Consider the following 14,294-nt stretch of genomic DNA (forward strand, 5'->3'; position numbering starts at 1 on the left):
CCTTAGTAAGCAATCATTAATTCTATAAATATCCGTACATCCCCTACTCTACCAGAGCCACGGGCTGTATAAACGGACGTTTGATGGAAGGAAACGATTGCTGAATAGACTTATGAATTCTGACAATTGCCTGATTAATAGCCTCCGTTGTCAGTTCAGGTTGAAAGGCCACACCCTGAACCAGCGTAATTTCTTCCGGTCCTAAATAGATAGTGCCTATAGAAACCGATTTCAGAACCGCTACGTCCGATTCGGTCAGGGCAATTATCCGCTGGCTCGTTTCTTCATCGACTCCCTCCCCCATCAGCAGGCTTTTGCTTTCGCGCGCCAACACGACAGATACCGATACCAGCAGCAATCCAATCAGAATAGACGCGGCACCATCGAGATAAGGGTTTCGAAGTGTGTGACTCAGGAATACGCCCAAAAACGCGATTAGCAGCCCCATTACGTCCGATATGTCTTCAAATAACACAGTAAACGTCGCCGAATCTTTGCTGTCTTTGATAGCCGCCCAGACGCCTTTTTCGCCCCGCTGTGCATTGAAAGCCCGCCAGGCCGTCAACAAGGAATAGCCATCCAGAACGAGCGCAATCGAGAGAACGATGTAGTTCCAGAACGGGTCTTCGATAATTTCCGGGTTCTGGATATGAGCAATTCCTTCGTAGAACGAAACGCCCCCACCAACTGCAAAAATGAGCAGGGCCACTACGTAAGACCAGAAATATTGTTCTCGCCCGTAACCAAACGGGCGCTTCTGATCGGGCGGGCGCTGACTACGCGTAATGCCCAACAATAGCAGCACTTCATTTAACGTATCGACCAGCGAGTGAATGCCCTCCGAAAGCATGGCCGAGCTTCCGGTAACGGCGGCCGCCACAAATTTGGTGGTGGCAATTCCCAAATTGGCCGCCAGAGCGGTGTAAATAGCGGTTTTAGACGAAGCCATGCAGTAGCAACGTACTAGAACCAACAGATGTTCGCGGAGACGTAGCGACAGTACGTTGATTAATAGCTATCAAGCTTGTAATGTATCTACCACTGTGCCAGACTCTTTACGGGTTCCCTCTTCTTCAAAACTGCTTTCTCTGGCAATAACCGAACCGTGAAAACCGCTTTTGTCTGGGCTGGAATGGTCAACTCAAAACCCAGTCGGGTAGTGCCGGGATTGGGCGCATCATATTCGTGAACAGGATCAGTAGGCCATGTTTTTAACGTAACAGTGGCCGGTTCAGCTACCTCCACGATCAACTTTTTGCCGTCCTTCGTCAGTTCAGCGCGATTGGGTGCTAAGAGGTTGACCGTTGCGGGCGTAACCATCGTCCAGCGAACAACGGCAGGTTGAGTGGGTGCTTCTACCTCATCGCGTACTAGTACTGATTCACCGTTCACAATGGCGATACCCCGATTGGCAGTGGCGAGTTGGCCCTGATAGAGTTCGCTCAGATCAAGGGTTGCGTTCATGAAATCGGGATTTTTGGAAACGTGCGTCAGCGGTGCTTTTCCGCTAACCCGCTGCAAACTATCATTGACGGTCAACGTGTTATGATACCGATTATTATACCGCAGTACGTCCCACCGCTGTCCGTTCTGTTTCATAGTCCACAAATCCACCTTCTTCGATTCCAGCGATTCGTAGTCCTGCATCCCGAAGTCCATAGCCCAGCGCACTCCGTCGGCTTCCATCACAAACGAACCGGCGTCCATATGGGCATGACTAACCGACGGGCTGCCACCTTTAATGCCCACGAAAATGGCGTTGGGATCAGTCCAGGAGGTACGTAGCAGCGCCACCGGACTTTTGCCCTGACCAGTCCACGCAGTTTCTTTCGGCGGGTTGATATTGCTCAGATTGGCATCGCCCATCCAAAGTAACAACGCTGGTAAAACCCTATCTTTCAGATGACCTTCCATGCTTCCGTTCCGTAGATTATCGCGCTCAACCCACAGCAGCGACGGGTCTTTCAGGCGTTGCGCAAACCAGAACATAGCCGCCTGCAAACCACTAGTTCTACCCGCATCGGAGTAATTAAACGGCAGCCGTGTAGGGCCAGTCATGTTTTCCAGATAGTAAGGCGTTTGCAGAAATCCCGGCTTCTCCTTCAGGCCAAACGACGTACCGAATAGGTTTTCCAGTGCACTGATCATCAGTACGTTAAACGTAGTACCATATCCCCAATAACTGTACCCTTCCGGGTATGCGCCTTCAGGTGCGTAGTCACCCATAGGCAACGTAACGGTTTCAAGAGCGCGGTTGATGATACGTTTCGCCAGCGCAGGGTCGTCTTCGTAGGTCGCAATGGAGCCGTAGACCATGCCCGCATTACAAACCTGATTCCAGTTATTCGAGCTTTTGAGCCAGCTGTTATGCTCCGACATCAGCGACGCATCGATTCCTTTCTGCCGAATGGCTGCCCGGATTGTGCTACGTGACGATTCAGGCAGTTTGTCGTACAGCCAGTCGTAACCAATCGCCAGGGCCATCGTCATTTCACCTACGTCCAGAAAGTGCGATGGATTCCAGTCACTGAATGCCGAGATGGCCAGCATTTCCTGCTCGGCGCGTTTGAGGTATTTTTCATCGCCACTCATCCGATACGCATACGCCAGAAAAAACAGCCTCCGCAAGGCTTCCCGCGAGACACTCAACAACCTCCGGCCTGTTTTGATACGTTCCAGCGGGGCAATCTGGACTATCTTACTACTTTCACCCAGAATCGCTTCATGGAGTTTTTTGATCAGCGGATCATTCGCAATTTTCCGGGAAATCACTTTCTCCTGACCGGCAGCCAGCAACAGTCGTGGATGCCCCCGAACAGACGTAACGTTAGCCAGATGATCGACCTGGGCATTAGCGAGAAAACTAGTAAACGCTAAAAAGAGCAGGAGCGTAATACGGAGAAAAAAACGCATAACGAACGGAAGTAATTGTGCATGAAGAAAGTACCAGAACGTAGTGATTTACTTGACAACGAACTTGTTCAAACGTTTGAGTGAGTGGTTTTGTCATGCTGAGACACGAAGCATGACAAAAAAGCTTATAACCAAAGCCATCTTTCGCTACGTGCAAAAGCCGACGGGGTATTAATTTGACCTAGTTGTCTTTTAGAAAAAGTCGTAGCTGACCCAATCTTTTTCTTCCCCCAGCGTAACGCAATTCAGGCCGTATGGAACGACGAGACTTTATAAAAACCAGTGGACTAATTAGCGGTGCTTACGCCTTATCAGGTATGTCTGTTCTAGCTAATTCTTCGATCTCGTCAACCAACGTAGCACCCACCGATACGTATTGGCTCGATGGTCCCATGCGCTGGGCGCAGCTTGCTTTTGTGGAACGCGACCCCGGCCATTATGATCCCGATTTCTGGCTAAACTACTTTAAACGTATCCACGCCGATGGGGCGCTGTTGAGTGCGGGCGGCATTGTAGCGTTTTACCCAACAAAGATTCCGCTGCACCACCGCAGCGATTTTATGGGTAATTCTGATACGTTGGGATATCTGGTCGAAGGTTGCCGGAAACAAAGCATGAAAGTCATGCTACGTACTGACCCTCACGCAGCCCGACAAAATGTATACGACGCTCACCCCGACTGGATTGCCGTGACCGCCGATGGGCAGAAACGCCGTCACTGGGCCAATCCCGACTTGTGGGTTACCTGTGCGTTGGGGCCGTATAATTTTGAGTTCATGCCGCAGATAAATGCGGAAATCATGGAGCGATTTGGGCCCGAAGGTATTTTCTCGAATCGCTGGGCGGGTCACGATATTTGTTACTGCGAACATTGCAAACGTAATTTCAAGACTTACGCCGCTCTGGACATTCCTCCGAAAGCCGATAAACTCGACCCAACGTATCGCAAGTGGGCAGAGTGGCGCATGAAGCGACTGCGGGAAGTGTGGGCGCTCTGGGACTCCGGCATTCGGAAGCAAAAGCCCACATCCCGGTTCATTCCCAACGGTTTTCCCGATAAAATCATGACAGGCCGCGAAGCCGACCTGTTCTTCGCCGACCAGCAGGCTCGCCGGGGACTGATTCCACCCTGGTCGAATGGGAAAGGGGCAAAAGAACTACGCTCTACATTGGGACTAAAACCCCTGATTGGCATTTTCAGTGTGGGCATTGAAGAAGAATTTCGCTGGAAAGATTCTGTCCAGAGCGACGCCGAAATCCGGATTTGGGTGGCCGAAGGAACGGCCAACGGCATGCGCCCCTGTTTCGTAAAATTCGGTGGTGACATTTTCGACAAGCGATGGATGGAATCGGTTGCTACGTTGTACGAAGGTTATCACAAGAACGAGAAATACCTACGTAACACGGCTCCGATGGCGCGAGTGGGGCTGGTCTATTCGGAACAAACCGAACGAAACTACGGCGGCAAGCCCTGGCAGCAGAAAAGTGGCGACCATCTGGATGGCTTCTACCACAATCTGGTCGAAAATCGGGTTCCGTTCGACATGGTGAACGACCGACTTTTGACGCCCGACGATCTGAAGCGGTTCAAATTGCTCATCCTCCCCAACATCGCAGCCCTTTCCGACGCTCAATGCAAACAATTACAAGCTTTTGTTGAACGTGGAGGGAGTCTGGTTGCTACGTTCGAAACCTCGCTCTACGACGAAGAAGGCAAGCAACGTAGCGATTTTGGGCTGGCGGGCTTATTCGGGGTATTGTACAGCCAGAAAGTGGAAGGCCCCATGCGCAACAGCTACCTGCGGCTTCAGCCCAATCCCGATAGTCAGACGCAGTTGATTTTGAGAGGCTTAGGCGATACGCCACGTATCATCAACGCGATTTATAAGGTCAACGTAACGCCAACCGCTACGTTCCCCAGCCCCGTTACGTTGATTCCAACCTACCCCGATTTGCCGATGGAGGACGTTTATCCGCGCGTTGCCCAAACCGACACGCGGGAGTTGTATTTGCGTCAGGTTGGCAAAGGGCGGGTGGCCTACATTCCGGGCGACCTGGACCGGTCGTTCTGGCAATTACTCAGCGTCGATCATGGTCAATTATTGAGCAACGTAGTAAACTGGGCACTCGATGAAGAGCCTGTCGCTTCCGTTACAGGGCCGGGCGTTATCGACGTAACAGTCTGGCGTCAAGACAAATCCATGACCGTTCACTTAGTAAATCTCACGAACCCGATGATGATGAAAGGGCCATTCCGCGAGTTGATTCCGGTCGAAGCGGGGGTTTCTGTTCAGGTCCCAACGGGTGCCAACGTAACGGGTGTCAGCCTGCTCATGAGCGGGCAAAAACCAAAATTCGAACGTAACGGCAACCGAATAACCGTCGTCGTTCCTAAAATTCTGGACCACGAAATCGTAGCACTGGATTTAGCGTAACGATTGCACACATGCCTTTGTCATGCTGAGGAACGAAGCATCTTAACGTATTATCACTCGCTTGTAAAGAAACGTTAAGATGCTTCGTTCCTCAACATGACAAAAACGCCAATTTATTAGACCAAATAGCTGATACTAAAACCCGTAATTTTTACGCCAAAAATCATGGTCTGGAAACAAGTAATTGACCCGTTCAACAGCATTACGTTATCGGTTCTGGTAGCGTTGGTACCGATTCTGTTCATTTTCTGGGCGCTCATTATCCGTCGAATGAAAGGGTATCAGGCTAGTCTGATAGCGATAGGCATTGCCATGATTATTGCCATTGCCGTGTACGGAATGCCCATTAAACTGGCCCTGTTATCAGTGACTCATGGAGCTATGTATGGCTTGTTTCCGATCTGCTGGCTGGTCGTGACGGCTGTGTTTCTTTTCAACCTGACGGTAAAAAGTGGTCAGTTCGAAATCATCAAGCATTTTATGGCGTCCATTACGTCCGACCGGCGGCTACAGGCGCTGCTAATTGCCTTCTCGTTCGGTGCTTTTCTGGAAGGAACGGCCGGTTTTGGCGCACCGGTTGCCATCACAGCAGCCATGCTGGTCGGGTTGGGTTTCAATCCGTTGTATGCGTCCGGAATTTGTCTGATTGCCAACACGGCTCCGGTAGCTTTTGGCTCCATCGGTATCCCCATTACTGTAGCTTCACAGGTATCAGGCATTCCCGAATTACCTATTTCTCAGATGGTTGGCCGAACACTGCCGATTCTGTCGATTGTGCTGCCGTTTTATCTGGTAACTATTATCGCCGGGTTCCAGAAGGCGCGGGAAGTGATGCCCGCCGTGCTGGTATGTGGCGTTACGTTTGCCTTCCTTCAGTACGTTTCCTCCAATTTCCTGGGCCCTTCCCTACCCGATGTCATTGCCGGATTAGGTTCTATTATTGCTCTGATGATCTTTCTTCGTTTCTGGAAACCCCGCACCGTCTGGCGATTCAGCAACGAACCAGCCCCTACTTTCGACACAACGATACGTTACACCAATCACCAGATGCTACGTGCCTGGTCGCCCTTTCTGATTCTGACGATTATGGTCATTTTCTGGGGATTGCAGTCTATCAAAGATGTGCTCAATGCGAATGGCCTGATTCAGTTTGAATTTCCGGGGCTGCACAATGCCATTCAGGGACAGGACGGTACGTTGCTGGCTAAGATCTTTAAGTTCAATTATCTATCGGCCGCTGGAACTGCCATCCTTATAGCTTCTCTACTTTCTATTCCACTGGTTGGCCTTACGTTTGGCGAGGGACTTCGTATTTTCGGTGCTACGTTACGTCAGCTACGTTTCCCGATTTTAACCGTAGCCGCTGTGTTGGGTTTTGCCTATATCGTCAATGATTCCGGCATTACGTTGACGCTGGCCGACGCGCTCGCCAATACGGGTGTACTATTCCCGTTTTTTGCGCCGGTGCTGGGTTGGCTGGGCGTTTTCATTACGGGTTCCGACACGTCAGCCAATGCCCTGTTCAGTAAGCTTCAGTATGCCACGGCACAATCCATCGGTGTCGATCCGGTGGTAACGGTAGCCGCCAACGTATCGGGGGGTGTTGTGGGTAAAATGATTTCTCCCCAGTCGATTGCAGTGGCGGCTGCGGCTGGCGATTTAGTCGGGCGGGAGTCGGAGTTGTTCCGGTTCACGGTGAAACACAGCTTCATCATGCTGGCGTTCATCTGCCTCATTACGTTGGGACAAGCCTACGTAGTGAGTTGGGTAATTCCGACTTATGAAATGCTCAGTTCGACAAAAACCACTACGTCCCCCGACGTATCGAAAGGTTACACCTACTTACTTTTGCTGGGTATTTTACTGGTTGCGATAGCGTCGTTCATCCTGATAAATTCTCGTAAAAAGCAACCAACTGCTGGTTACACGAATTGATTTTATGAACCAATAAAACCAGTTAGAAATTAAATACACCCTGAAACGAAATTAGTGCAACATGAAGATTGTCGTATTAGATGGCTACACGTTAAATCCCGGCGATTTGTCCTGGGACGGATTAGAAAAACTCGGTGACCTGACTGTATATGACCGTACATCGCCCGACGAACTGCTTGAACGAGCTACCGACACAGAAATTCTTTTCACGAACAAAGCGCCACTTGGCGAAGCTGTTTTAGAAAAGTTACCTAATTTAAAATTCATTGGTGTGCTGGCGACGGGCTACAACGTAGTGAATACCGACGTAGCGAAGCAGAAAGGAATCGTTGTTTGCAACGTACCGGGCTATGGTACGTCGTCGGTAGTGCAGTTTACGTTTGCGCTGCTATTGGAGTTAACCCAGCATGTACAGCGCCACAGCGATTCGGTTAAAGAGGGGCAGTGGAGCCGCTCGGCGGATTGGTGTTACTGGAATTATCCGCTGATTGAATTGGCGGGGAAAACGATGGGTATCATCGGTTTTGGCAGCATTGGTGAACAAGTGGCCAACGTAGCAACTGCCTTTGGCATGAACATCATCGGGTCGAAACGGCAACGTACCGACCAGTCGCATCGGAAAAATTTTCAGTGGGCCGACATTCCTGAACTGTTGGCACAATCGGACGTAGTAAGTATTCATGCTCCTCTATTACCCGAAACGCAGGGCCTTATCAACAAAGAAAATCTGGCCCTGATGAAGCCCTCGGCCTTTCTACTCAATACGGCGCGCGGCCCCATCATTGTTGATCAGGATTTAGCCGACGCCCTGAATAAAGGTGTCATTGCCGGAGCTGCCATTGACGTATTATCCGTTGAGCCGCCCCCAGCCAATAATCCGCTGTTTTCTGCCAAAAACTGCCTGATTACTCCTCACATAGCCTGGGGCACGAAAGAAGCCCGAAGCCGACTCATGGCGATAGCCGTCGACAACCTGAAAGCCTTTCTGGAAGGCAATCCAATTAACGTAGTGAATCCGTAAAATGGCTGGTGCGATAACGTAGAGTCTGTTTATTCCTCCTCGTTTTTCCTTAAAATAAAGCTGTTATACTAATTCAATGTTGGTTTTAGGCAAAAGCTATTCTGAATTGGTATTAGTATTTTGACATCAAGTGCATCCAGTTTATGCGTAAATTCAACTAAGAAGATATTAAAATCTATCAATAGTAACAAATCTTATGATTTATTAATATATCAAATTAACAGAACCGTAACGTATACTTAATAAATTATTTATTTTTAATCATAAAATGTTCTTAAAATTATAGCAATCTTTACGTCCCTCATCTATCCCATCTCACCTGAGATTAACTACTACGAATGCTTCTGATCGGTTGGTGGCCTCAACCAACGGTCAGATCATTGTTTATAACACTTTTCCTCTTTTTTGCTTATGCGGAAATCTCTACTGGTACTTTGCTGGCTCATTTTTCTGGGGGTACTAACCCGCACTGCTCAGGCGCAAACACCCGTCGTCTCGGGTACGCTGTCAGTCTCCTTGACCGGCGATGCCAACAGCAACGGACAGGTAAACCCCGGCGATCAGCTCTCCTACACCGCCGTCATCTCCAACTCCGGCTCCGGTTCGGCTGCTGGGGTAAACCTCACCATGCCCGCCCCCACCAACACTACGTTGGTCACCGGCAGTCTGAGAACTTCCGCTCTGGCCCGGCCCGATGCCTACACGACGCTGATCTCAGGCACCCTCTCCGCTACCTCCGTACTGACCAACGACTTTGGACTGCCCACCAAAACCGTTTCCGCATTCGGGCCCTCGGTCAGCCCGGCTAACGTAGTAGCCAATGGTTCCAACTCCTCCCCCACCGATCAGGGAGGCAACGTAGTGGTTAATACCGATGGTACGTTTAGCTATACGCCCACTGGCAGTTTTGTGGGCTATGACCGGTTTGGCTACACAGCCACTACCACTACTACGTTACCCAACGATGCAGCCACGGTCACCATCGGGGTGGGTACCCCCGTGACGGCCCTGCCTAATGCCTACACCATCACCGGCAACGTAACGAATACCCAGTCCAGCACCGCTACCGGGCTTTTGGGCAACGACACGGGTGATCAGCGAGTGGTGACCACCGTGCGAGGGGGGTCGGGCACGGCTAATGTAGGCGTAGCCATCACCACGGCTCAGAATGGGACGGTGATCGTATCGGCCAATGGTACGTTCGTGTATGAGCCATTAGCGGGTTACACGGGCAGTGACAGTTTCACCTACACGGCCAACAATGGCCTGAATCTACCTTCCTCGGCGGTGGTTACCTTGACGATTCAGAACATGATCTGGTTTGTCGACGCAGGGGCAGCAACGAACGGGACGGGGACGCTGGCTAAGCCTTTCAACAATCTGGTTTCGTTCAAGACCATTAACATTGGTGCAGGAGGCACCACGAACGGTGATCCGGGAGATAACATCTTCCTATATTCGGGTAGTTATACGGTCACGCTGGATCTATTGAACAATCAGAAACTCATAGGCGCAGGTGCTTCTGCCAGCCTGGCCAGCATTGCGGGCATCACGCCCGCACCGGGCAGTGCAGCTTTACCCAGCACAGGTGGAACGGCACCGCAAATTATCAACAACGTGGGAGGGAGCCATGTAATAGGGCTGGCCCAGAATAACCTGTTGCGGGGTATAACTGTTGGTGGCGCAACTACCTCCGCTGCCATTTCGGGTGTTAACTTCAACACCCTGACAGTGAGCGAAACGACCATTAATAATGCCGGTCCGGGCTTATACCTCACGAATGGCACGGTGATAGGTAGTTTTGACTCCATCACGTCCACAGCAGGTAACAACAATATTGCTTTTAGCAATGTAAACGGCAGTTTGAGCATCAACGGAGGCCTATGGAGTGGGGCCAGTGGCATCTCATTCAGTATATTCGGAGGCACCGTGAACATAACCTACAATGGTAGCCTAAATCAAGCTAACAATAGTCAAATGGTTGATGTGCAGGCTGGTCATTCGGGTATGATCACCTTCCAGACCGGTACGCTCAATGCTACTAATGGTAGCGGGTTGAATTTCAACAATGCCGATGGAACGTATAACTTCAACGGAACCACTACGTTGAACGGGGGCGATGCGGGCATCGACATCACGAATGGGTCGAGCGGTACGTTTAGCTTTGGCAGTAATACCAGCATCACCAACCCATCAGGTATTACCTATCGGGAGGATACCAGCACGCCGACCGTTACGTATAACGGCAGCCTTATCAAGACCAATAACGCCACCACAGCTGTATACATCACGGGCAAGACCGGAGGCACAACCAGCTTTAACGGCGCTATCACGGCCAGCACCAGCACTACGACGGCCATTAATTTAACCAGCAACACGGGCAGTAGTGTTACGTTCGGGGGCAATAACTTAGCCATCGCCACCAGCACTGGTACGGGTTTCAACGCAACGGGTGGCGGCACAGTGAACGTAACGGGTACAGGTAATACCATCATTAAAGTTGGAAATGGGAATGCACTCAACATCGGCAGTACAAACGCAGGGGTAAGCGGTATCAACTTCAGTAGTATCAATGTGACAGGTGGGACGGGCACAGCCGTGAATATCAGCAGCAGTACTGGAACCAAAAACTTAGGTGATGTAGACGTAGCCAGAAATGGTGGCGGCACCGGCATTTTCGCCAGTAATGCGGGAACGGTTAATACCACTGACGGCACAATCAACTCGGGGAATCAGACCGCCATAGATATTGACAATACGGTACTTGGAATAATTCTGCGGAGTGTAGCCAGCAATGGAGCATCAATCGGAATTGATTTAAATACAACGACCGGAAGTTTTGCTGTAACTGGTTCGGGTAGTACAGATGGTTCGGGAGGGACGATTCAGAACATCGCCCAACGTGGTGTTCAACTCATCAACTCCCAAAACGTAACGCTCAAAAACATTACGTTTATAAACGCCAATACCCAGGATGCAGCCGCGCCAATTAACGATATGGGTTCCGAATCCGAAGTACCTTCATTTCCAAGTGCATCGGCAGCAAATGGAGTCATTTATCTATCCAGCGTGTCCGGAATCAATCTGAACAATATCGATATAAGTGGCACAACTGCACAAATGGGAATCACCGGCGTGAATGTCAGTAATTTTACGCTGACTGGCAGCACCATTACCAATGCCGGCGACGGCGTGTATGTTGCAGGTGGCGGAAACTTTGAAGACGCAATTCGGATGGCTAACCTCTCCGGAACATGTTTTATCACTAATTCAACCCTTTCTTTTTCAGAAACAAATACGGTCGATGTCTTCAACCGCGACAAGAATTTAACCCTGACGATTGACGGCTCTACCTTCCGCGACACGCAGACTACTTCATCAGGAGGCCCGACGAACGGCAACGGTGAGGGTGGTTTTCAATTCCGGAGTTTCAGCAGTGCAGCCGGAAGTCCGGTGAGTACTATTAAAATTAAGAACAGTTCATTTCTGCGACTCAGAACACAGGGCATTCAGACGTTTGCCAGCAGTGATTGCATACTTAACGTCGATATCACGAATACTACTATCGACTGCGAGAATGATATAGGCGCTGGTATTGACATAAACGGCGATCAAACCAGTCAGGTTTATTTCAATATCATTGGCAATCCAAAGATTCAAAGCCGGGGTGGTTCAGCGGTTAACATAACCGCTTTCGTTGATGCAGATGTGATGGGCCGAATTAACAACAATCCGAATATCATAGCTAACGGAATGGGTGCGGGGGGTAGCGGTGTGCGGGTTCTGCCGCAGGAGAATACAGCTCATGCCATCGTGGAAGTCAGCAGCAATACAATCACGATGGGTACCGGAAACAACAGTACGCCCATAGATGTTCAGGCACGCATCCAGGCCTCCCGACTCGATATTACACTTAATAACAACACGCTTCATGCCGATCCTACAGCTCTTGCCAACATTAATATCACGGCCGGGTCGTCAGCGGCTAGCGAAACCAGTCAGGTTTACGCGCACATTCTTAACAATGATATTGCTCCCGGAGGTCCAACCAATATTCTGCGGCTGCGTGTCTCTGATCTGGATGGCACTAGCAATCCGCTGATGTTTCTACAAGGCTTTCTCGACGGCGGAACCGGCATTGACGATGATGCCGTTGCTACCTGGAACACGAATGGGAATACGCCGACTGTAACGGCAGCCAACGTTAACGTCAGCCTAACCGGTACAGCCACGGCACCAAGTGCTGGGGTTCCCCTTATACCCACAAATCCTTTACCGTAGCTCCCGGTTGTGCAGATGATGCTCTGCTGAGTGCCTGTAGAACCATTTACAAAATACTGTTTAGTACAAATTATGCGTACCAAACCGAATCCAGGACATAAACCGACTTTTTTCATCCTGCTTACTGGCGATGAGGCATCGACTCAGTTTATAACAAGAATCATTGGCGACTTCGTCTTTGGTAAAACACGAATGAGTTTTAAAAAGCATCAATTTAGTATACTAATACCAACGTTTAATAAATATTCATTGAACAATATGCAATATTTCTATAGCTTTGGTTACCTTGACAACCTATCGGCACCGCCAGAAACCCCTTCCGAAATAGATTGTATCTGGAAGCCCATGCATATTAAGTCGATTGTCAATAAGCCATCGTTACGTGACATTAGATCGCTTTTTTTATGACTAAACTGCTACCTGTTCTCTTCTGGCTTGCTTGTTTACTGTTGATGCTTCCCGCAGCTCACGCCCAGACACCCGTCGTCTCGGGTACGCTGTCAGTCTCCTTGACCGGCGATGCCAACAGCAACGGACAGGTAAACCCCGGCGATCAACTCTCCTACACCGCCGTCATCTCCAACACCGGCTCCGGTTCGGCTGCTGGGGTAAACCTCACCATGCCCGCCCCCACCAACACTACGTTGGTCACCGGCAGTCTGAGAACTTCCGCTCTGGCCCGGCCCGATGCCTACACGACGCTGATCTCAGGCACCCTCTCCGCTACCTCCGTACTGACCAACGACTTTGGACTGCCCACCAAAACCGTCTCTGCTTTCGGTCCCTCGGCCGCCCCGGCTAACGTAGTGGCCAACGGCTCCAACTCCTCCCCCACCGATCAGGGAGGCAACGTAGTGGTCAATACCGATGGTACGTTTAGCTATACGCCCACTGGCAGTTTTGTGGGCTATGACCGGTTTGGCTACACAGCCACTACCACTACTACGTTACCCAACGATGCAGCCACGGTCACCATCGGGGTGGGTACCCCCGTGACGGCCCTGCCTAATGCCTACACCATCACCGGCAACGTAACGAATACCCAGTCCAGCACCGCTACCGGGCTTTTGGGCAACGACACGGGTGATCAGCGAGTGGTGACCACCGTGCGAGGGGGGTCGGGCACGGCTAATGTAGGCGTAGCCATCACCACGGTTCAGAATGGGACGGTGACCGTCTCGGCCAATGGTACATTCGTCTATGAGCCACCGGCGGGTTACACCGGTACGGATAGTTTCACTTACACGGCCAACAATGGCTTGAATCTGCCTTCTTCGGCGGTGGTTACGTTGACGATTCAGGACATGATCTGGTTTGTCAACAGTGCCGCCGGAGCGGGGGGGACCGGTACGTTAGCCAAACCTTTCAACTCGCTCAACGCCTTCCAGGCCGCTAATAACGGCTCGGGAAATAATCCAGCAGCGGGGGATAACATCTTTGTCTACTCAGGCACCTACGCCAGCACAACTACGCCGTTGATGCTGTTGAACGACCAGAAGTTGATTGGGCAGGGTGCTACCGCCAGTCTGAGCACAGTAGCAGGCATCACCCCTGCGCCAGGAAGCGCGGCTTTACCCAGCACGGGCGGAGCGGCTCCTATTTTAAACAACACCGCCAGCAGTGTGGTGCAGTTGGGCCAGAATAATCTCTTGCGGGGATTAGCCATTGGTACCAGCAGTGTGGTCTCGCTAACGGGTAATGCCTTTGGT

Annotated in this window: 7 protein-coding genes; 5 read left to right on the forward strand and 2 right to left on the reverse strand. The window is 50.7% G+C overall.

Annotated elements, in window-relative coordinates; all coding sequences use genetic code 11:
* Nucleotides 1-43: 43 nt before the first annotated feature.
* Both IC229_RS21090 and IC229_RS21095 read right to left on the reverse strand, forming a co-directional pair.
* Entirely contained in the window at nt 44-949 is a 906-nt protein-coding gene (locus IC229_RS21090; RefSeq protein ID WP_190888996.1) for a cation diffusion facilitator family transporter, read from the reverse strand.
* A gap of 86 nt (nt 950-1,035) precedes the next feature.
* The gene (locus tag IC229_RS21095) at nt 1,036-2,913 is read right to left on the reverse strand and encodes a heparinase II/III domain-containing protein (protein WP_190888997.1); all 1,878 of its coding nucleotides are present in this window, start codon (nt 2,911-2,913) and stop codon (nt 1,036-1,038) included.
* A 254-nt stretch (nt 2,914-3,167) separates the two neighbouring features.
* Here IC229_RS21095 and IC229_RS21100 point away from each other — a divergent pair, with 254 nt between their 5' ends.
* The 5 genes from IC229_RS21100 to IC229_RS21120 form a co-directional block, all read left to right on the forward strand.
* Nucleotides 3,168-5,348: an alpha-amylase family protein gene (locus IC229_RS21100; protein WP_190888998.1), complete on the forward strand. Its 2,181-nt coding sequence runs from the start codon at nt 3,168-3,170 to the stop codon at nt 5,346-5,348.
* 165 nt (nt 5,349-5,513) lie between these two features.
* On the forward strand, nt 5,514-7,283 hold the full coding sequence (locus IC229_RS21105) for an L-lactate permease (protein ID WP_223834109.1): 1,770 nt from the start codon (nt 5,514-5,516) through the stop codon (nt 7,281-7,283).
* Nucleotides 7,284-7,344: 61 nt separating this feature from the next.
* Entirely contained in the window at nt 7,345-8,304 is a 960-nt protein-coding gene (locus tag IC229_RS21110) for a D-2-hydroxyacid dehydrogenase (RefSeq protein WP_190888999.1), read from the forward strand.
* 411 nt (nt 8,305-8,715) lie between these two features.
* Nucleotides 8,716-12,585 carry a beta strand repeat-containing protein gene (locus IC229_RS21115; protein WP_190889000.1) on the forward strand — a complete coding sequence of 1,290 codons (3,870 nt, stop codon included), beginning with the start codon at nt 8,716-8,718 and terminating at the stop codon, nt 12,583-12,585.
* Between the two features lie 404 nt (nt 12,586-12,989).
* Nucleotides 12,990-14,294 (forward strand): Ig-like domain-containing protein (locus tag IC229_RS21120; protein WP_223834110.1); only part of this gene is annotated, 1,305 nt, incomplete at its 3' end.

It is taken from the genome of Spirosoma profusum, assembly GCF_014699005.1.
Taxonomy (GTDB): Bacteria; Bacteroidota; Bacteroidia; order Cytophagales; family Spirosomataceae; genus Spirosoma; species Spirosoma profusum.

What these genes read in the sequence shown, in the direction of transcription:
- IC229_RS21090 (WP_190888996.1), bottom strand. Translation starts at nt 949, where the DNA reads ATGGCTTCGTCTAAAACCGCTATTTACACCGCTCTGGCGGCCAATTTG.
- IC229_RS21095 (WP_190888997.1), bottom strand. Translation starts at nt 2,913, where the DNA reads ATGCGTTTTTTTCTCCGTATTACGCTCCTGCTCTTTTTAGCGTTTACT.
- IC229_RS21100 (WP_190888998.1), top strand. Translation starts at nt 3,168, where the DNA reads ATGGAACGACGAGACTTTATAAAAACCAGTGGACTAATTAGCGGTGCT.
- IC229_RS21105 (WP_223834109.1), top strand. Translation starts at nt 5,514, where the DNA reads ATGGTCTGGAAACAAGTAATTGACCCGTTCAACAGCATTACGTTATCG.
- IC229_RS21110 (WP_190888999.1), top strand. Translation starts at nt 7,345, where the DNA reads ATGAAGATTGTCGTATTAGATGGCTACACGTTAAATCCCGGCGATTTG.
- IC229_RS21115 (WP_190889000.1), top strand. Translation starts at nt 8,716, where the DNA reads ATGCGGAAATCTCTACTGGTACTTTGCTGGCTCATTTTTCTGGGGGTA.